Source organism: Alteromonas sp. RKMC-009 (assembly GCF_003584565.2).
Taxonomy (GTDB): Bacteria; Pseudomonadota; Gammaproteobacteria; order Enterobacterales; family Alteromonadaceae; genus Alteromonas.
Genome location: NZ_CP031010.1, coordinates 13,655 through 34,235, shown reverse-complemented (window position 1 = coordinate 34,235; position 20,581 = coordinate 13,655). Strand labels below are relative to the sequence as shown.

The 20,581-nt window shown below is 48.0% G+C and carries 18 protein-coding genes and 1 rRNA gene; 7 read left to right on the top strand and 12 right to left on the bottom strand.

Going from position 1 to position 20,581, the window contains the following annotated elements:
- Nucleotides 1-44 precede the first annotated feature (44 nt).
- A 16S ribosomal RNA gene (locus DS731_RS00160) occupies nt 45-1,579 on the bottom strand.
- Nucleotides 1,580-2,020: 441 nt separating this feature from the next.
- Between DS731_RS00160 and DS731_RS00155 the strand changes: the two genes are divergently transcribed.
- Nucleotides 2,021-2,554 (top strand): gamma carbonic anhydrase family protein, encoded by a 534-nt coding sequence (locus DS731_RS00155; RefSeq protein WP_119499449.1) that lies wholly within the window; start codon nt 2,021-2,023, stop codon nt 2,552-2,554.
- Nucleotides 2,555-2,568: 14 nt separating this feature from the next.
- Here the strand turns inward: DS731_RS00155 and aroE are convergent, their stop codons facing one another.
- The gene (gene aroE / locus DS731_RS00150) at nt 2,569-3,378 is read right to left on the bottom strand and encodes a shikimate dehydrogenase (RefSeq protein WP_119499448.1); all 810 of its coding nucleotides are present in this window, start codon (nt 3,376-3,378) and stop codon (nt 2,569-2,571) included.
- Here aroE and DS731_RS00145 point away from each other — a divergent pair.
- Nucleotides 3,377-3,811, top strand: a complete 435-nt coding sequence (locus DS731_RS00145; RefSeq protein ID WP_119499447.1) for a group II truncated hemoglobin — start codon at nt 3,377-3,379, stop codon at nt 3,809-3,811. The two genes, aroE and DS731_RS00145, sit on opposite strands and share 2 nt — an antisense overlap.
- A 68-nt stretch (nt 3,812-3,879) precedes the next feature.
- On the opposite strand, the gene DS731_RS00140 is transcribed toward DS731_RS00145, so the two are convergent.
- From DS731_RS00140 to DS731_RS00110, 7 genes are all read right to left on the bottom strand, one after another.
- The gene (locus tag DS731_RS00140; RefSeq protein WP_119499446.1) at nt 3,880-4,554 is read right to left on the bottom strand and encodes an OmpW/AlkL family protein; all 675 of its coding nucleotides are present in this window, start codon (nt 4,552-4,554) and stop codon (nt 3,880-3,882) included.
- A 145-nt stretch (nt 4,555-4,699) separates the two neighbouring features.
- Nucleotides 4,700-5,623: an oxygen-dependent coproporphyrinogen oxidase gene (gene hemF, locus DS731_RS00135; protein WP_232373448.1), complete on the bottom strand. Its 924-nt coding sequence runs from the start codon at nt 5,621-5,623 to the stop codon at nt 4,700-4,702.
- 3 nt (nt 5,624-5,626) lie between these two features.
- Complete coding sequence (locus DS731_RS00130; protein WP_119499445.1) at nt 5,627-6,187, bottom strand: L-threonylcarbamoyladenylate synthase; 561 nt, start codon at nt 6,185-6,187, stop codon at nt 5,627-5,629.
- On the bottom strand, nt 6,180-6,737 hold the full coding sequence (locus DS731_RS00125; RefSeq protein ID WP_119499444.1) for a DNA topoisomerase family protein: 558 nt from the start codon (nt 6,735-6,737) through the stop codon (nt 6,180-6,182). The genes DS731_RS00130 and DS731_RS00125 overlap by 8 nt, the downstream gene beginning before the upstream one ends.
- A gap of 67 nt (nt 6,738-6,804) precedes the next feature.
- A complete protein-coding gene (locus tag DS731_RS00120) occupies nt 6,805-7,281 on the bottom strand; it encodes a DUF494 family protein (RefSeq protein ID WP_119499443.1) in 477 nt (158 codons plus the stop codon).
- A gap of 3 nt (nt 7,282-7,284) precedes the next feature.
- The gene (gene dprA / locus DS731_RS00115) at nt 7,285-8,421 is read right to left on the bottom strand and encodes a DNA-processing protein DprA (RefSeq protein WP_232373447.1); all 1,137 of its coding nucleotides are present in this window, start codon (nt 8,419-8,421) and stop codon (nt 7,285-7,287) included.
- Between the two features lie 36 nt (nt 8,422-8,457).
- On the bottom strand, nt 8,458-9,543 hold the full coding sequence (locus DS731_RS00110) for a LysM peptidoglycan-binding domain-containing protein (RefSeq protein ID WP_232373446.1): 1,086 nt from the start codon (nt 9,541-9,543) through the stop codon (nt 8,458-8,460).
- 190 nt (nt 9,544-9,733) lie between these two features.
- On the opposite strand from DS731_RS00110, the gene def reads away from it, so the two are divergent.
- Genes def through trkA form a run of 4 tightly spaced genes read left to right on the top strand, consistent with a single transcriptional unit; the run spans nt 9,734 to nt 13,941 of the window.
- The gene (gene def, locus DS731_RS00105; RefSeq protein WP_119499442.1) at nt 9,734-10,243 is read left to right on the top strand and encodes a peptide deformylase; all 510 of its coding nucleotides are present in this window, start codon (nt 9,734-9,736) and stop codon (nt 10,241-10,243) included.
- Between the two features lie 8 nt (nt 10,244-10,251).
- Nucleotides 10,252-11,208: a methionyl-tRNA formyltransferase gene (fmt, locus tag DS731_RS00100; protein ID WP_119499441.1), complete on the top strand. Its 957-nt coding sequence runs from the start codon at nt 10,252-10,254 to the stop codon at nt 11,206-11,208.
- Nucleotides 11,208-12,536 (top strand): 16S rRNA (cytosine(967)-C(5))-methyltransferase RsmB, encoded by a 1,329-nt coding sequence (gene rsmB, locus DS731_RS00095; RefSeq protein ID WP_119499440.1) that lies wholly within the window; start codon nt 11,208-11,210, stop codon nt 12,534-12,536. The genes fmt and rsmB overlap by 1 nt, the downstream gene beginning before the upstream one ends.
- Before the next feature lie 25 nt (nt 12,537-12,561).
- Nucleotides 12,562-13,941 carry a Trk system potassium transporter TrkA gene (gene trkA, locus DS731_RS00090; RefSeq protein WP_119499439.1) on the top strand — a complete coding sequence of 460 codons (1,380 nt, stop codon included), beginning with the start codon at nt 12,562-12,564 and terminating at the stop codon, nt 13,939-13,941.
- Between the two features lie 45 nt (nt 13,942-13,986).
- On the opposite strand, the gene DS731_RS00085 is transcribed toward trkA, so the two are convergent.
- Nucleotides 13,987-15,438 (bottom strand): TrkH family potassium uptake protein, encoded by a 1,452-nt coding sequence (locus DS731_RS00085; protein ID WP_119499438.1) that lies wholly within the window; start codon nt 15,436-15,438, stop codon nt 13,987-13,989.
- 136 nt (nt 15,439-15,574) lie between these two features.
- On the bottom strand, nt 15,575-16,228 hold the full coding sequence (elbB, locus tag DS731_RS00080) for an isoprenoid biosynthesis glyoxalase ElbB (RefSeq protein ID WP_119499437.1): 654 nt from the start codon (nt 16,226-16,228) through the stop codon (nt 15,575-15,577).
- 436 nt (nt 16,229-16,664) lie between these two features.
- Between elbB and polA the strand changes: the two genes are divergently transcribed.
- Complete coding sequence (polA, locus tag DS731_RS00075; protein WP_119503226.1) at nt 16,665-19,442, top strand: DNA polymerase I; 2,778 nt, start codon at nt 16,665-16,667, stop codon at nt 19,440-19,442.
- Nucleotides 19,443-19,845: 403 nt separating this feature from the next.
- On the opposite strand, the gene yihA is transcribed toward polA, so the two are convergent.
- Nucleotides 19,846-20,457, bottom strand: a complete 612-nt coding sequence (yihA, locus tag DS731_RS00070; RefSeq protein ID WP_119499436.1) for a ribosome biogenesis GTP-binding protein YihA/YsxC — start codon at nt 20,455-20,457, stop codon at nt 19,846-19,848.
- Between the last annotated feature and the right edge of the window lie 124 nt (nt 20,458-20,581).

The window sequence follows — 20,581 nt, the reverse complement described above, 5'->3', positions numbered from 1 at the left end:
TCTGTGTGAACACTGCGCTAAAAGGCAATAGACGATTTTTAAGGTAAGGAGGTGATCCAACCCCAGGTTCCCCTAGGGTTACCTTGTTACGACTTCACCCCAGTCATGAAACACAAAGTGGTAATCGTCCTCCCGAAGGTTAGACTAACTACTTCTTTTGCATCCCACTCCCATGGTGTGACGGGCGGTGTGTACAAGGCCCGGGAACGTATTCACCGCAGTATGCTGACCTGCGATTACTAGCGATTCCGACTTCATGGAGTCGAGTTGCAGACTCCAATCCGGACTACGACAAGCTTTAAGGGGTCCGCTCCACATCACTGTCTTGCTTCCCTCTGTACTTGCCATTGTAGCACGTGTGTAGCCCTACACGTAAGGGCCATGATGACTTGACGTCGTCCCCACCTTCCTCCGGTTTGTCACCGGCAGTCTCCTTAGAGTGCCCAACCAAATGCTGGCAACTAAGGACAAGGGTTGCGCTCGTTGCGGGACTTAACCCAACATCTCACGACACGAGCTGACGACAGCCATGCAGCACCTGTGTCAGAGTTCCCGAAGGCACTAATCCATCTCTGGAAAATTCTCTGCATGTCAAGTGTAGGTAAGGTTCTTCGCGTTGCTTCGAATTAAACCACATGCTCCACCGCTTGTGCGGGCCCCCGTCAATTCATTTGAGTTTTAACCTTGCGGCCGTACTCCCCAGGCGGTCTACTTAGCGCGTTAGCTTCGCTACGCACGAATTAAATTCACACACAGCTAGTAGACAGCGTTTACGGTGTGGACTACCAGGGTATCTAATCCTGTTCGCTACCCACACTTTCGGACATGAGCGTCAGTCTTTGGCCAGGGAGTCGCCTTCGCCACTGATGTTCCTCCAGATATCTACGCATTTCACCGCTACACCTGGAATTCCACTCCCCTCTCCAAGACTCTAGTCTGCCAGTTCTAAATGACCATCCCAGGTTGAGCCCGGGGCTTTCACATCTAGCTTAACAAACCGCCTGCGTCCGCTTTACGCCCAGTAATTCCGATTAACGCTCGCACCCTCCGTATTACCGCGGCTGCTGGCACGGAGTTAGCCGGTGCTTCTTCTGTTGTTAACGTCACAGCTGGCAGGTATTAACTACCAACCTTTCCTCACAACTGAAAGTGCTTTACAACCCGAAGGCCTTCTTCACACACGCGGCATGGCTGCATCAGGGTTTCCCCCATTGTGCAATATTCCCCACTGCTGCCTCCCGTAGGAGTCTGGGCCGTGTCTCAGTCCCAGTGTGGCTGATCTTCCTCTCAGAACAGCTAGAGATCGTCGCCTTGGTGAGCCTTTACCTCACCAACTAGCTAATCTCACTTGGGCCTCTCTTCAGGTAGGAGCCTAAGCCCCCTTTGGTCCGTAGACGTTATGCGGTATTAGCAGTCGTTTCCAACTGTTATCCCCCTCCCAAAGGCAAGTTCCCAAGCATTACTCACCCGTCCGCCACTCGTCAGCAAATTAGCAAGCTAATTTCTGTTACCGTTCGACTTGCATGTGTTAGGCCTGCCGCCAGCGTTCAATCTGAGCCATGATCAAACTCTTCAATTAAATATATCGAAAAACTTTTATGAATCGTCGGTTGACACTCTTAACGAGTGCCCACACAGATTGTCTTGTTATAAATTTTTAAAGAACAATTGCTAACCTCGGCTAGCTGCTTCAGCGTTTCTCCCTGAAGCGGGACGCGCATTTTACGCGTTTCGTTTTCAGTGTCAACATCTTTTTGAAATTTAATTTCGAAGAGCTGCTTCTGAAAACTGCTTATTGAATTCAGCTGTAAGCCTTATTCTATAAGCACTTCGCGGTGTCTGTCAGTGACGTTCCCCGTCGAAGTGGTGCGCATTATAGGGAGTTCAGTTCGCACGTCAACGGTTATTTTCAAAAAACTGAAACAATTCATCCGAACGCTTATTTCTTATACTTCCACGCCTATAAAGCGAGCGATCACACGGGTATAGTACCGTTATTATTGATTATGAGAGCTTTACTATGCCTGTCAGAAAGTACAATTCTGTTTCCCCTTCTATTGCTGATAACTGTTATATCGATGATTCAAGCGTGCTTGTCGGAGATATCGCTATAGGATCAGATTCAAGTATATGGCCACTGGTTGCAGCCAGAGGCGATGTTAATTATATAAAGATAGGCGACCGAACGAACGTTCAGGATGGTTCAGTGCTTCACGTCACCAGGAAATCTGCCGGTAATCCTGACGGTAACCCACTTATTATTGGTGATGATGTAACGATAGGACATAAATGCATGCTTCACGGATGCACACTGGGCAACCGTATTCTTGTTGGTATGGGTGCCATTGTAATGGATGGTGCTGTTGTAGAAGATGATGTGTTTATCGGAGCAGGTACATTAGTCCCGCCAAACAAGTGCCTTGAGAGTGGCTACTTATATGTAGGCAATCCAATGGTGAAAAAGCGCCCGCTCAAAGAGAGTGAACAGGCCTTTCTTAAGATATCGGCAGACAACTACGTCCGGCTGAAAGATGAATACCTTGCACAAGGCTGAATCTGAACTACCGCTTAAGGACGAAGTTTCTGAATAACACCGGCAGTCTCCGGTGTTTTACCCGTCCAGATGGTGAATGCTGCAGCTGCCTGTTCCACCAGCATACCAAATCCGTCTCTGGTTGCTGCAGCCCCTTTCTCAGCAGCATACTGCATAAAGCGTGTTGGCTGACTACTGTAAACCATGTCGTAAGCCAACTCGCACTTACCGAACATATTTTCAGACACGACCGGCAGATCGCCCGTCAAACTCGCTGACGTGCAATTAATAATAATATCAGCTTCAACGCTGACGAGATCGTCAGCCATTATCGCTTCAAACTTAGGGTTTGCTATATCTGACACAATCGCCTGTGCTTTAGCAAAAGTACGGTTGGCAATAAATAATGATTCCGGATTTTCTCTCAGTAATGGCCCTGCTACACCGCGGGTAGCGCCACCGGCACCAATAAGTAAAATACGCTTTCCGCTTAAACTGCCTGTTGTACTGAGTAAGTCCGCAACCAGTCCCATGCCGTCAGTCGTATAACCATTCAGGCAGCCGTCTACTTTATGCAGGGTATTAACGGCTTTTGCGGTTGCCGCCTCTTCATTACAATTTGCTTCACTTAATTTGAACGCCCTTTCCTTGAACGGGACTGTAACATTGCATCCCACAGCCCGCTCATCAGCAAAGAAATTCGTAACTGTATCTTCGAAACCTTCAATGGGCGCTTCAATCTTTTCATATTGAATGGTCTCCCCGGTTAAATCAGCAAACATATGATGAATTGCAGGTGATAAACTCTGAGAAATCGGGTTTCCAAATACAGCGAATTTTTTCATGGGTCTCTTTAGCTTATTAAACAAATCAAAGAAAACGTCTTCAGACACAACCCCCTCCACACCCTATGAAGCAATCGGGGGAGAAGAAACGGTAAAACTTATTGCCAACCGATTCTATGACATCATGGAACAAGATCCTATGGCTGAAGAGTTACTTGCAATACATCCGCAACCAATGGACAGAATAAGACATGTCTTTTTTCTTTATCTAACCATGTGGCTTGGTGGTCCCAATGAGTTTGAAAAGCAATTTGGTCATCCCCGCTTGCGTGCCAGACACCTTGGCTTTGCTGTGACACCGGTACTGAAGCGTCAATGGATGTATTGCATGCGAAAGGCGATGTTGCAATCGGTTCACGACATTACTCTTGCAGAGAAGTTACTGGAAGCGCTGGATCAACTCGCAGAACATATGATTAATACGGAACAATAAAAAAGCCCTCCGGATAAGGAGGGCAAAAGGCAAGTGCGAAAAACGCATGGAAACTAAATGTCAGATGATCAGAATGTGTAACCTACAGAGATAGTGTAAACCCAGGGATCAATTTGAATATCATTCACGCTTCCCTGTGCTTCACCCACATTGAAGGTGGCTTCGGTATCAATATCAATCCACCGTACTGACGCATTAATGTGCCAGTCGTTATTCAGCATGTAATCCGCACCGATTTGTGCAGAAACACCAAAGGAGTTATCCAGTTCTAAATCTGTCAGTCCTGCATCCCCGTTAGCTGAAGTAAATTCCTCGTCAAAAATGAATGTATAGTTCAGACCCGCACCGATATAAGGCTGAAACACTGCCGCGGGATCATTGAAGTAGTAATTAACGGTTAATGTAGGGGGCAAGTGTGTCACCTCTCCCAGCTTATCACCTGTGCCCAGTGGGTCAGACACACCAAAACTGACGTCATGGGTAAATGGTGTCGCAGCGAGTAATTCGATATTGATGTTGTCGGTTATAAAATACGCAACATTCAGACCCAGTTGCGTATCGTTATCAACCGACAAATCTACGCCTAAATCTGCACCACCGGCAATAATGGTGGATGTTTCGTCGTCAGGTGCAACCGTTGTTAGACCGCCACGTACAACCCAGTCGCCTTTTTCATATGCTTGAGCGGCAGGAGCAGCAATGAGGGCTGCGAGGATAACAGTAGCCAGAGTGGTTGTTTTCATTTCGATTCTCTCGTGTGTTTAACGTTGATGTGCGTACTGTACGCCTCAGGAGAATCAAAATGTTGATCTGGAACAACAGAAAAAAATGGTTTTAAAATCAGCTTCCTGACCATTGATCTGAATCAATAGTCAGGAAAGGCAGAGCTTACCAGTCTGTGGGTTTCAGCCAGTTAGCCAGCTTCGCTTCAGCGCTGCCTGCGGGCGCTTCGAAGCCATATTCCCAGCGTGCAAGGGGCGGCATGGACATCAGAATGGACTCTGTACGGCCACCGGTTTGTAACCCGAACAACGTGCCGCGGTCATACACCAGATTGAACTCGACATAACGCCCGCGACGATAAAGCTGAAACTGCCGTTCACGTTCTGAGTAAGACATGCCTTTACGGCGTTCAACGACCGGAACATATGCGTCCAGATAGCCATTACCTACTGACTGCATAAATTCGAAGCTTTTATCAAATCCCCATTCATTCAGGTCATCAAAAAAGAGACCGCCAACACCACGGGTTTCGTCACGATGTTTCAGATAAAAATAGTCATCACACCATTTCTTATATCTGGCATAAATGTCATCCCCAAAAGGAGCACAGCACTTTTTAGCGGTGTCGTGCCAGTGCTGAACATCTTCTTTAAAGGGATAGAACGGCGTGAGGTCAAAGCCACCGCCAAACCACCAGATGGGTGTCTCTCCCGGCTTTTCAGCAATAAAAAAACGCACATTGGCATGAGAGGTGGGTACATAGGGGTTGTGAGGATGAATAACCAGAGATACCCCCATTGCCTGAAAACTTCTGCCGGCCAGCTCAGGTCGCGATGCAGTTGCAGAAGCCGGCATGGCTCCGCCGAACACGTGACTGAAATTGACACCGCCCTGCTCTATCACTGCGCCGTTTTTAAGCACTCTTGAGCGGCCACCGCCACCCAGTTCTCTTTCCCAGCTGTCTTCTACGAACTGACCTTTGCCATCAACCAGCTCCAGTGTCTGACAAATGTTATCCTGCAAGGCCAGCAGGAAAGCTTTTACTTTTTCTATTGCCTTGTTTGTGTCTTCAATATTCATTGTTTGCATTATTTAATCTCTGATCACACGGCCGGAATCACAATCACGGATTGTACTGGGCCTGTCCAGTCCCCCCACACCGCCGTCAATATAGATAACACTGTCTGCAAAATAAGCCCTGGCTTCATCCTGAGTTCTTGCAGGTTCTTCACCGGAAGGATTGGCGCTGGTAGAAACCAGAGGCTTGCCCAGCTTTTCACACAACGCTTTCACTACCGGATGTGTTGTCACCCGAACTGCTATTTTTTCGTGAGAACCTGTGATCCAACCGGGCGCTGTTTTGGACTTCGGCAAAAGCCAGGTATGCGGCCCCGGCCATGATGAGAAAATTTGCGCTCTGCGATCAGGCGGAACAGCATTATCATTAACGTAAGGCAGCAAACGGGAATAGGTATCAGCAATCAGAATCATGCCTTTTTCAACCGGACGTTGCTTCAGTTGTAATAGTTTGTGAACCGCCAGCTCGTTATCAGGGTCGCACCCTATCCCCATTACCGCTTCGGTGGGATAAACAATTAACGCTCCCTGTTCAAACGCTTCTTTTACAGGGTCAATCTGTTGTTCATTACTCATTTTCGGGCTCTGCCTGATAATCGCATTTAACCTGCGGGCAGCACACTTTGCCTTTTTTGTTGATCAAAAGGCCCCAGCCACAATCTGGACAGCTACCCGGAACGGGCGGGAAATTTACCACATACTTGCATTGAGGATAATGATTGCACGCATAAAAGCGCTTTCCGTATTTATTTGTGCGCTCAATGATGTGTCCGGTATTACATTGGGGACAAGTGATCTGCGTGTCCTCCTGCTGTTTTACCGGCTCAATATGATGACATTCAGGAAAATTTGTACAGCCGATAAACATACCGTAGCGGCCTTTTTTAATGGCCATTGTACTGCCGCAGTCTGGACACACCGTACCGGCGATTTCTTTTAACGTTGTGGTTTGTTGATCGTGTAACGGCTTACTGAAATGACATTCGGGATAAGCCGTACACCCAAGGAAAGGGCCACTCTTGCTATTTCGGATTTGAAGATGACTGCCGCATTCCGGGCAGTCACCGAAGGCGTGCTCAAGCGCATGCTCATGAGCACTGAATAAGGAATGATCTATTTTTGACATGAACCCCTGATACCTTAGAGCACAAATTCAGGAGGCATCCCGGGGACCATGCCGGTACTACTCCTGATTAATGCAGCGTACCATCAGATTCTTCAAACAGAAGATCTTCCATCTGTGCATACGCATTCTCTTTACCGGGCACGTTGAATAACACCATCAACACGACCCATTTTAAATCTTCAAGACAGAACTCAGGAGAGTCTATTTCCATCACTCTGTCGATAACCATTTCACGTGTAGAAGCGTCGAGTACACCAACCTGCTCTAAAAACAGCAGGAATCCCTGGCACTCCACATCCAGACGCATTTGCTCTTCCTGGGTATAAATGCGGCTGACGCCAGATGATATACGCTGACAGAAATACGGCTTATTATCCGTTTCCTGGAGCGCAGCCAGTTTCTCCAGCCATGCTAACGCCTTATAGATTTCATCATGATGAAAGCCAGCGCGTATTAACTCATCCGTCAGTTCGTCCTGATCGACGCGGATTTCCGTTTCGCTATGAATGAAGTTCTCAAACAGATACATGAGGATGTCGAACATGGTTTATTTCCCCCTCAATTTGACGTAACCACCGGGAACGGGGGTTACGAGACCACGCAGTTCATATTCTAATAATGCCGCCATAACCGCTGATACAGGCAGTGCGCTGCGTTCGGCAATGATGTCAACGCCAGTTACATCAAAGTCCACACTATCTAATAATTTATCGGTTGCCAAGTTTTGATCTTCACTTTTTTGTTGTTGTTCAGCTGCGGCAGCAACGGGCGATCTGGCAAGATGGTTAAATTCCTCCAGGATGTGGTCTGCAGTTACCACAAGTTTAGCACCTTGCTGAATAAGTGCATGACAACCTTCTGTCTGCACATTTGCGATATTGCCCGGCACAGCGAACACTTCGCGTCCCAGATCTGCGGCCAGATTGGCAGTTATCAAGGTACCACTCTTTATTGTTGCTTCGACCACCAGCGTACCGGCTGAAATGGCAGCGATTAAGCGATTTCTGCCAGGAAAGTGATGACGTTTCGGTGGTGTACCGGGTGAAAACTCAGACACGAGCAATCCGTTATGACTGACGATTTCCTCCGCCAGATGAATGTTCCGGCGGGGATAGATAACATCCGGCCCGCTTCCCAGAAAGGCTACCGTTCTGCCCTCAATGGCAATAGCAGCCTTATGGGCTGCTGCATCAATACCGCTGGCAAGCCCGCTGGTCACAGTGACGCCGGCAGCGGCCAGTTGTGATGCAAATAAAGCAGCAGTTGAAAGACCAGCCCGGGTAGCCATTCTGCTGCCGACAACCGCAATTTGCGGATCGCCGAGACGTGAAGTATTCCCTCTGACAAACAAGAGTAATGGCGGTGATGTCAAACTGCTGAACCCTGATGGCCAGTCCGGCATATCCCGGGTGATGATCTGATTTGCCGGGTCTCTGTCCAGCCAGCGATAAGCCTGATTGAGAAGCTTGTCGTTTGCAGATGTCCGTAACTGACGAATCTGTGCCAGCTGTTCAGAAGTAAGAGGATGGTGAGGATTTGTCATCCACTCATCGGAGTGGAGAAAGGCGCAGGCTGAAATGCTGTATTTATTGAGTAGCGCATTCCATTTCGCTGTAGTCATGGCCGGCACTGATGCCAGTGTCAGCCATGAATGTATTGAAGTATTTTGATTGTTTTTCCGCATACCGCAGCCCCTCAGCTACGGTATGGGTTATCCCGGTTAAGGATTAGCGACAATAGCACCCGTCTTCACCAGTTCTCTGGCACGGGTAATGATGCCGTAGCTGGCTTTATCAAATGTTTTGAAAATGACGATTTCGCCGATTTTAATGGCCGGCTGATGCACCGTGCTGCCATCGTTAAACACGCTGTACATGGCATTATTTTCGCCAGCGTATTTGGGTAATTCACCGTCAATAATATCTGGCCCCTGAGAATAAAGTCCCATCACAGTGCCGGGAGACACTTGCTCAGAACCTAAATCCACAATGACCACATCGTCTTTACCCAGCAACTGATGCTGATGAAGGTTCCCTACTACAAAACCCCGCTGTTCAGGCGTTGCAGCCTGCAGCACGAGATCCTGCCGGTCTGTGAAATCTCCGTCATACAGCCGGTCGCCACGGGCTGCCTCAAAGTTTGATTTGGTGACTTTGACCAGCCACTGGAACGGCACGGTATCGTCAATCATATTGGCATCAGCAACATGATGGACCTGAATCCCGAGGATCTCTCCGTCCAGGTTTTCAATAGTAGATTGTCTGCGGACTACACGATACTGATCTGAAGATCGGCCGTAACTCCGGCTGATCACTAAATCATCGGTAACAAAACGGATATCGCCGGTTTGATTACCGAGAATATGGGGAAGCTTTTCATAAACCTCTTCATCCAGTAATTCATTCTGATTGATGTAAGGAGCAATGACGGACCAGGGCAACATACTGATGGGGTCAGGCTTATTTTGTTTACGCAGGGACGGGCCAAGGGTGATGTGTTTTTTATCCCGCTGAACTACCAGTACCGGCTGACCGTCGACAATGCGTATTACCAGCACGTCGCCGGGGTAAATCAAATGAGGATTGATAATTTGGGTATTGTTACGCCACAGCTCCGGCCATAACCAGGGCTTGTCCAGAAACAGGCTGGCAATATCCCATAACGTATCATTGCGTTTCACTGTATAGGTTTGCGGGGCATCTTCTTTTAGCGTGACTGCCTGAGCTAACCCGGTAAGGCAGCTTAAGATCACTGTCACTGCGGTCAGGGCAGCGGTAAAGCGCTTTTTTATCGATCCGGTTGTCATGTTTGCTCCAACCACTCCTGTTGAAATTTTCGACATTGACTCTATATCGGCCATGTATCCGCTATTTCCAGCAAAAAACTGCACGGTAGTTACCGTTATACGATAGAATAGTATCAGAAACCAATGTGTAAATAGCGCTGGCTATTGGATCGTATATTAATTCATACACGCAAGCGAAGCAGAACGACAGATGGCAATTTTAGACGTATTAAGTTTTCCTGACGAACGCCTACGCACCGTAGCGAAACCCGTTGAGTCAGTAGATGAAGAAATTAAGCAACTGATCTCGGACATGTTCGAAACCATGCGCGATGAGAAAGGCATCGGCCTTGCCGCCACGCAGGTAGACAGACATGTGCAGGTTGTAGTGATGGATGTATCTGAGAATCAGGATACGCCCAGAGTATTCGTGAACCCTGAAATCACAGCGAAAGATGGTTCCACCATCAGTGAGGAAGGCTGTTTATCGGTACCCGGTAATTACGCCAAAGTAGACCGTGCAGAACGGGTGACTGTTAAAGCACTGGACGGTGAAGGGAATCCTTTTGAACTTGAAGCTGACGGTCTGCTGGCTATCTGTATTCAGCACGAACTGGATCATCTGAAAGGTAAATTGTTTATTGATTACCTGTCACCGCTGAAACGCCAGCGTATCCGGAAGAAGTTAGAAAAAGAAGCAAGACTGGCAGCTAAAGCCTAGGACTATTTGTGACCACACCACTACGAATCATTTTTGCCGGTACGCCGGATTTTGCTGCCGACCATTTACGCGCCCTGCTCGGTTCTGAGCATGAGGTTATTGCTGTTTATACGCAACCTGACCGTCCTGCCGGACGGGGTAAAAAGCTGACGCCCAGCCCTGTAAAAGTATTGGCTGAAGAAAATGGCATCAATGTTTATCAGCCTGCTTCTTTAAAAGCACAGGAAGCTCAGGAAACGCTGAATGAGTTGAACGCTGATGTGATGGTAGTAGTGGCTTATGGTTTGTTACTTCCGCAGGCTGTTCTGGACATGCCCCGCTCAGGCTGCATTAACGTACATGGTTCTATTTTACCGAAGTGGCGCGGAGCGGCACCTATTCAGCGCTCTTTGTGGGCAGGCGATGAAGAAACCGGCGTGACCATTATGCAAATGGATGTTGGCTTAGATACCGGCGATATGTTGCATATTGCCAGGCTGCCTATTGAACCGGAAGATACCAGTGCCACGCTCTACGATAAGCTTGCGAAGCTGGGACCTGAGGCTCTGGTTAACGTGCTGAACGATTTGGAAAGCTATACTGCAAAAGCAGAAAAGCAGGATGACAATCTGGCCTGCTACGCGAAGAAGCTCAGTAAAGAAGAGGCTCTTATCGACTGGCAGGACAGCGCAGAGCAAATTGAAAGAAACATCCGTGCGTTTAACCCCTGGCCGGTGGCGTGGATGCAAATCGGCAAGGATAACGTGAAAGTATGGTCTGCACATGTGAGCGACAGTACTTCAACACAACAACCGGGCACAGTGGTAAGTGCCAGTAAACACGGTATCGTTATTGCCACTGCTACGAAAGATTTAATCATCACGCAACTACAAATTCCCGGCAAAAAAGCCTTGCCGGCAGGCGATGTTGTGAATGCACGGCAACAATGGTTTGTCGCCGGTAAACTGGTTGGCGGAGAAGCATAATGGCTTCAGGTCAGCCGGTTCCCCTTCCAAGACAAAAGAATTTACGCGCCGATACTGCCTGGGTAATTTTTCAGATCCTGGAAAACGGTAAATCCAGCAGAGAATGTCTTGCTAAAGTACAACGCCGGCATCACGGAAAAGATAACGCCTGGATTCAGGAGATGTCGCTGGGTGTCATGCGTCAACTACCAGTTCTGCAATTCTGGTTACGGGGATTACTTGATAAGCCTCTGAAAGGGAATAAGAAGATCCTGGAGCACCTGATGCTGCTTGGTCTCTATCAACTGGCTTTCAGCCGGGTATCATCTCACGCAGCAGTAAGCGAAACAGTGAATGCAGCTTCTTATTTGGGTGGAATGTCTTTGAAAGGACTGGTTAACGCTATCCTGCGTAACTTTGAACGTCAGGAGCTGGCAGATAAGCCGGTAAACGATCCCATTATTGCAAGCGGATTACCCAAGTGGCTATTTAAACGCATTCAGGATGCTTACCCTCAGGTGGCCGGCCGCATTATTGAACAAACCAATGATCAGGCGCCTATCTGGTTAAGGGTGAATACGTGCCAGGTTTCACGTGAAACCTTTTGTGATGCCCTGACTGAAATGAACATCCCGTTTGAAACGGTGGCTTCCCACCCTCAGGCGGTAAGACTTATCTCCCGCAGTGACATTACTGCACTGCCGGGTTACGACAAAGGCTGGTTTGCGGTGCAAGATGGCGCAGCTCAGCTTGCCGCACCTTACCTGGACCCGCAACCCGGTGAAACTATACTGGATTGTTGTGCTGCCCCTGGCGGCAAAACTGGTCATCTGTTTGAAGTTCAGCCTGAACTGGCCCGCTGCATTGCGATCGACAGCGATGCAATTCGCCTTGAGCGGGTAAGAGAGAATATGGCGCGGTTAAAGCATCACCCTGAAATTAAAACCGGTGATGCATTGCGTCCTGATCAATGGTGGGACGGAAAATTATTCGATCGCATTCTGCTTGATGCGCCCTGCTCTGCAACCGGCGTTATCCGTCGTCATCCTGACATTCGCTGGCTGAGAAAGCCTGCTGATATTGCAGCACTTGGTGCATTACAGTCGGAAATTCTCGATGTTATGTGGTCATTGTTGAAGCCGGGTGGCACCTTGCTGTACGCCACCTGTTCCATTCTGCCTGACGAGAACCGTGAACAAATAAAGCAATTCCTGGCACGTACTACAGATGCGGAATTGTCTGAGCTTTGTGAGGGTGAAAGCAGAGATTTCCCGGGCCGGCAGATAGCAACCGGTGAGGAACAAATGGATGGTTTCTATTACGCGAGACTGATAAAGTCTTCTCATTAAACTAGTAAGAGTCTGAATTACATCAATGAAAATCATCATTCTTGGCGCGGGACAGGTTGGCGGTACTCTGGCAGAAAACCTGGTTGGTGAAAAGAACGAGATCACTGTGATTGATTCAGATCCCACTATACTGCGAGCCCTTCAGGACCGCCTTGATCTTCAGGTAGTCGAAGGCGTGGGTTCCCACCCTGATATTCTCAAAAAAGCCGGCGCTGAAGACGCCGATATGCTGATCGCTGTAACAAACAGCGATGAAAGTAACATGCTTGCCTGTCAGGTTGCATACAGTCTGTTTAAAACCCCGACTAAAATTGCCCGCGTTCGCAGTGAGCAATACATCATTTATCAGGAACAGTTGTACCAGGAAAATAATATTCCTGTGGATCACATCATTGCGCCTGAGCAGTTGGTAACCACTGCAATTAAACGTCTTATTGATTATCCCGGTGCGCTTCAGGTTGTGGAATTTGCCGAAGGTAAAGCGAGCCTTGTTGCGGTTAAAGCCTACTATGGCGGTCTGCTGGTTGGACACGCCTTATCAGCCCTGAAAGAACATATGCCCAATGTGGAAACCCGTGTTGCGGCAATTTACCGTCGCGGCCGTCCAATCCGCCCGCTGGGCACGACGGTGATAGAAGCTGATGATGAAGTATTCTTCATTGCTGCCACCAAACATATCCGTGCGGTGATGAGTGAACTGCAGAAACTGGAATCCAGCTACAAACGCATTATGATTGCCGGCGGCGGTCTTATCGGTGCTGGCCTGGCAAAACGTCTCGAGCACAAACACAACGTGAAGCTGATTGAATTCAGCCCTGAACGCGCACAGTATTTATCTGCGAATCTGGATAAAACCATCGTATTTTGTGGTGATGCCTCTGATCCTGAGTTGCTGAATGAAGAGAGTATCGATCAGGTAGATGCCTTCATTGCCGTCACCAACGATGATGAAGCAAACATCATGTCAGCGATGCTGGCTAAGCGTATGGGTGCACAAAAGGCCATGGTGCTTATCCAGCGCAGTGCTTATGTGGACCTGGTACAGGGAGGTGAAATTGATATTGCATTCTCTCCCCAACAGGCAACGATTTCCGCATTGCTTACCCATATTCGACGCGGTGATATCGTTAACGTATATTCTCTGCGCCGTGGTGCCGCAGAGGCCATAGAAGCCATTGCCCACGGTGACGAAAACACTTCAAAAGTGGTGGGCCGTGAAATTGGCAATATCAAATTACCGCCGGGCACAACAATCGGAGCTGTCGTCAGGGAAGATACGGTAATCATTGCTCACAGTGATACGAAGATAGAAGCCAACGATCACGTGATTCTTTTTCTGGTAGATAAGAAATACATCAATGATGTAGAGAAGCTGTTCCAGCCAAGCGCATTCTTCTTCGGCTGATAACTAGTGATCTACTGATACCACGTTCCGCGCAGTGTGTTTGCGTCAGCTGCGCCAGAACGTAGGTGAGAACAGTACCAGCAGTGAAAATACTTCCAGCCGTCCGAATACCATAGCCAGTACCAGCAGCCATTTACCACCGTCACTCACCTCTGAATAAGTACCCGCTACGCTGCCCAGACCCGGGCCGAGGTTATTCAACGATGCAGCGGTTGCCGTAAAAGCAGAAATGTTATCCAGACCCGTAGCAATCATGCCAATCATGATCACCACAAACACAATGGCATAAGCAGAAAAGAATCCCCACACGGCCTCTACTACCCTGTCAGGCATAGCTCTTTCGCCCAGCTTTACCGAGTACACGGCTTTAGGATGAATGAGGCGGTCAACTTCACGTTTGCCCTGCAGGAACAGTAACAGTACACGTACGACTTTCAGACCACCACCCGTTGAGGACGCACAGCCGCCGATAAAGCTGGAGAATATCAGCAAAATAGGCAGGAACGCCGGCCAGGATGAGAAGTCAGTAGTGGCAAAACCGGCAGTAGTACTGATAGACACCGCCTGAATCATAGCCTGATCCAGCGCTTCCTCTGCAGAGGTGTAATAGCCGGATAATGTAAGCACCAGAAAGCAAATCATGATTAGCGTAAACTGAATAAACAGAAATGCCTTAAATTCCGGATCCCGCAGATACCCTTTCAGGGAACGGGAACTTACTGCTGCGTAATGCAAAGAGAAATTCAGTGCCGCAATCAGCAGAAAGACAGAACAAATCACATTCACCATGGGACTATCGAAATAGCCCAGGCTGGCATCATGGGTCGAGAAACCACCTATCGCGACAGTGGCGAAGGAATGACATATCGCATCAAACCAGTCCATACCGGCCAGCCAGTAAGCCACCATGCAGGCAATGGTCAGCGATAAATAAATATACCACAGATGCTTGGCAGTATCGGCAATACGGGGGGTCATCTTGGAGTCTTTCACAGGGCCCGGCGTCTCTGCCCGGTACAACTGCATGCCCCCGACACCCAGAATTGGCAGGATAGCCACCGCCAGTACAATGATACCCATACCGCCCAGCCACTGTAGTTGCTGACGATAGAATTGAATTGAATGGGGTAGAAATTCTATACCCTCTATCACGGTGGCGCCCGTGGTAGTGAGACCGGAAAAAGATTCAAAAAATGCGTCGGTCACGGTCATGCTGGGCTGTTCAAGCAAGATAAACGGAATCGCACCGAAGCTTGCCAGTACTGTCCAGAACAGGACTACGATAAGAAAGCCTTCTTTCGCACGCAGTTCTTTGCGATGATAGCGGTTTGGATACCACATCATCATGCCCGTGCCCACACAAAGCAGGAATGCAATGATGAAAGGCAGGCCGCTTCCATCTTCGAACATCAGCGATATCAGTGCCGGTGGGATCATTGTCACGCTGAACAATGCAACAAGTAATCCGAGAATCCTTACGATTGCACGATAGTGCATGTGCCGTTGAACCTTATTGTTTTTTTACCCATGCCAGGCATGGTTGTGTGTACTACCCCAATAGCTGACATTATGCGGTGACAAAGGCGAAAGGGAAAGTCCCATTCGCCGATACTCCCCGCCTTGCCGGGAGGTTTTAATTCATTGCCAGTACAGTTTCGACCATTTTGTCGATCCCCGCCTTTGCTTCAAGGATGTCCCCGGCGAGCATATAAGCAGGTGTGGTTACCAGTTTGGCGTCGGTATCAATTACAATCTCATCTACTGCACAGTCAACGTGAACAGCCCCCAGTGCATTAATACCTGCGGCTGCACCTTCATCATTGCCAATGGTCACCTTACGCTGACTGCCATAAACAGCTGCTGCCAGTGCCGGAGCAATACAAGCGTAACCGGCCGGCTTGCCCGCCTCTGCAAATGCTCTGCATACAGTAAGTACATCTTCATTCACAGAGCAGTCAGCACCATCAACCGCAAATGTACACAGGTTCTTGGCCGCACCAAAACCACCTGGCAAGATGATGGCGTCAAAGTTGTCAGGCTGACATTCGGTAACAGGTTTAATTTCCCCTCTGGCGATACGGGCAGATTCAACCAGCACATTACGCTGTTCGTTTTCAGCCACTTCACCGGTAAGATGATTTACCACATGCATTTGCATGACATCCGGTGCGAAACATTGATATTCAGCGCCATTGCTGCAAATCGCTAACAAAGTAATCACTGCTTCATGTAATTCAGTGCCGTCAAATACACCACTTCCACTTAAAATCACTGCTACTTTTTTCACGTTTCACTCTCCTTTGCTCTGCAAGCCAGCCACAGCAGGCGTTATGCCATTTGCGATTAAAAAACAAACAAAAACTATACAAAAAATTATCAAACTCTGCTGTCACTGTTTGTTATCAGTATGCTACATTAACTGACCAACTTGGTTAAACAACAAATTCTTAATTCACCAAGTTATCCACACTATCAGGGAAGAATTCGTCAAGGTAATGACATCTCTTCGAATTCCTGCAAAACCTTATATATAAAGATCTACGGATTTTTTTGCCGTATCAGATCTGCGTGCCCGATCCAACTTCATTTTATTTTGATCACAAAGTTATCCACAGGCGATCCGCTTTTGTAGATCGGATACCTCTGCAGACGGTTATATGGCTTTAACAGGCGGCCTGTGGCATTCTGCTCACTTTATTAATGCCTGCGATTTAAGTTTCCTTATGTCTGAAAACAAAACTCCTCCCTTTATTCTGGTTGACGGATCTTCTTACCTGTTCCGCGCTTTCCACGGTTTACCTCCACTGACAAATTCTAAAGGTCAGGATACCGGTGCGATTTACGGTGTGATCAACATGCTGAGAAGCCTTATCCGCCAGTACAACCCCACTCACATGGCGGTAGTCTTCGATGCCAAAGGAAAAACCTTCCGCGACGACATGTATAAAGAATACAAGGCAAACCGTCCGCCGATGCCGGAAGAATTACGATCTCAGATTGCACCTTTGCATGACATTATCAGGGCAATGGGCTTGCCGATCATCGTGGAAGAAGGCGTAGAAGCCGATGATGTGATCGGGACCCTTTCACGTCAGGCCACCGAAAAAGGGATCGACACACTTATCAGTACAGGTGACAAAGATATGGCTCAGCTGGTCAATGAGCATGTCACGCTGATCAATACCATGAACAACCAGATCATGACGACTGAAGGTGTTAAAGAAAAATTCGGTATTCCTCCGGAGCTGGTTATTGATTTCCTGGCCCTTAAAGGGGACAAAGTTGATAACATTCCGGGCGTGCCGGGAGTGGGCGACAAAAGTGCACAGGCACTGCTGAACGGGATCGGTGGCATTAAAGACATTTATGAGAATCTGGACGCGATCGCAGGCCTTTCATTCCGTGGCAGCAAAACCATGGCTGATAAGATGCGTGAGTATGAAGAGCAGGCGCGGTTATCTTATGATCTGGCGACAATAAAGCTGGATGTTGAGATGGATTTCCAGCCGGAAACGCTGGTGCCGTCGGAAGCTGATAATACAAAGCTTGCCGCCCTGTTTGCCGAATATGAGTTTAAGCGCTGGTTTTCTGAAGTCTCATCCGAATCAGCCGCAGAGGAATCTGCTACCAGCGCGGAAACTGACGACAGTAACGGTGAAGACGACTCTCCTGCACTGTCAGACATCGACAAAAACAAATACGAAACCGTTACAGATAAAGCGGCTTTTGAAAACTGGCTGAAGAAACTGGAACAGGCTCCACTTTTTGCTTTTGATACAGAGACCACCAGTCTCGATTATATGGAAGCTGAAATTGTTGGTGTATCTTTCAGTACAGCCCCCGGAGAAGCCGCTTACGTACCGGTAGCACATGACTATCCTGATGCACCGGAGCAACTTGACCGCGATTATGTGCTTGGTGCATTAAAGCCGTTGCTGGAGTCAGATTCAGTTAAAAAGGTTGGCCAGCATCTGAAGTACGACAAAAACGTCCTGGCCAATTACGACATCAATTTGCAGGGCATTGCTTTTGACACCATGCTTGAGTCTTATGTGCTTAACAGCACAGCAACCCGCCATGACATGGACTCACTGGCGATGGCGTACCTGAATCACAAAACAATCCACTTTGAAGAGATTGCCGGTAAGGGAGCGAAGCAACTTACCTTTAATCAGATTGATTTGAACGAAGCCGCGCCCTATGCCGCCGAAGATGCAGACGTTACTTTAAGGTTGCATGAAGAAATCTGGCGCCGGCTGGAACAGCACGAACCACTGAAAAATTTATTACTGGATGTCGAAGTGCCACTGGCCAGCGTACTGTCCAGGATGGAACAGTTGGGCGTGCTGATAGATTCACAAAAGCTGAATCAGCAAAGCCAGGATCTGGCTAAGCGTATAACTGAACTGGAAGCCAGTGTGCATGAAGCCGCGGGTGAAACATTTAACTTAGGTTCAACTAAACAGCTGCAACAGATTCTGTTTGAGAAATTGTCATTGCCTGTGATCAAGAAAACGCCCAAAGGCGCCCCGTCTACGTCGGAAGAGGTATTACAGGAACTGGCGCTGGACTACCCTATTCCTAAAATGATCATGGAATACCGTGGCCTCACCAAGCTTAAAAATACTTACACAGACAAGCTGCCAAAGATGATCAATCACCGTACAGGCCGTGTGCATACGTCTTATCATCAGGCAGTCACCGCAACGGGACGGTTGTCTTCTACGGATCCTAACCTGCAGAACATCCCTATCCGCACTGAAGAAGGCCGCAGAGTACGGCAAGCGTTCGTGCCACGGGACGGTTATAAGATTGTCGCCGCGGATTACTCACAAATAGAGCTGCGTATTATGGCTCATCTTTCTGAGGATCAGGGTCTGCTTGATGCGTTCTCTCAGGGGAAAGACATACATAAGGCCACTGCGTCTGAAGTGTTTTCAGTGCCTCTTGAGGAAGTAACTGCAGATCAGCGCCGCAGCGCGAAAGCTATAAACTTCGGACTGATATACGGCATGTCAGCTTTTGGTTTGTCCAGACAACTGAATATTCCCCGCAACGACGCACAAAAATACATGGATTTGTATTTTGAACGTTATCCGGGCGTACTGCGGTATATGGATGAAACCCGTGAGCATGCGAAAGAAACCGGCTATGTTGAAACGGTATTCGGGCGCAGACTGTATCTGCCTGACATTAAAGCAAGTAACGGTGCCCGCCGGAAAGGTGCAGAACGTGCGGCAATCAATGCTCCTATGCAGGGTACAGCGGCTGACATCATCAAACTGGCAATGCTGCGTGTTGATGAGTGGATCCAAAAAGAAGCCGCCAGTGATGTATTCATGATGATGCAGGTTCACGATGAACTGGTTTTTGAAATTAAAGAAGAAGTGTTGGAAGAACGCGTTGCCAGCATTGTAGCCCTGATGGAACAGGCTGCTGCCCTGTCTGTACCTTTACAGGTTGAAGCCGGCACGGGAGAAAATTGGGACGAGGCGCACTAAAACAGTAAGTAGATTACAGTATTTAGCGTATTTATCGTGACAATCACCGATATTTGGTAATTTTATTACAATTTCACTTGCCTTTTCAGCATTCTGTTGTACCCTAATGGATGTAGGGTACAGAGGTGAGAAAGCTGTTTTCAAACCTTTGCTTTAACCCCGGTAGTTTTACCGGGGTTTTTTTATGCCCGTAGAAAAGTCATTCTAAAAGCACCCAAGCAATTGTTTTTATTGAAGAATAAAATAAATCTCAAAAAAACTTCTATTTTTTTTCAATTAATTTGAACTAACCGGCTTAAGGGGCACTCTATATCTTCGGTTTTTATGTGTTTTCTCTCAGTCCTTTTCCCCGGCCACTTTGGTCGGGGATTTTTCTTTCAGGCCCAAGAAATCCAGAAAACGCCTAAGCGTCCTCCTCCTCATTCAGTTCAAACCACTTATCCAGAACAGCAGCCGCTTCGCTGACACCAATCTTTGATAAAGACGAGAATGCCTGAACAGTAACATCCCCGTTAAAGGCAAGTGCCGCATCTCTGGCAAACATAAATGCTTCTTTTCGTTTACCAGATTTTAACTTATCCGCTTTGGTCAGAAGTGCGAGAACAGGTAACCCCGCATCGACTGCCCAGTAAATAAGATCCTGATCGAGATCTTTAAACGGGTGCCGGATATCCATCATGACGACCAGTCCCCGCAAGCTTTTCCGTTTTTGCAGATACTCACCCAGCGAGGCCTGCCACTTCTTCTTCATTGCAATAGGAACCTGCGCAAAGCCGTAGCCAGGCAAGTCAACCAGCCTGCGGGTTTCATCAAGTTCGAAGATATTGATAAGCTGGGTCCGGCCCGGTGTTTTACTGGTCCTCGCCAGGTTCTTTTGTCTTGTCAGTGTATTTAACGCGCTTGATTTTCCGGCGTTTGAACGGCCGGCAAAGGCGACTTCTATGCCCTCATCCTGCTTTAGATGGCGGATATCAGGCGCGCTCATCAGAAACTTAGCTTTTGTGTAATACGACATGTTGAATATCCGTCTATACTTTGCATTTAATTTTAATTTATTTGACACCTGTCAGAAAACGGTTATAAAACCATAGTTTTATTATGGAATAGGTTTTTCTGGCGTGCTAAATGTGTAAAATACA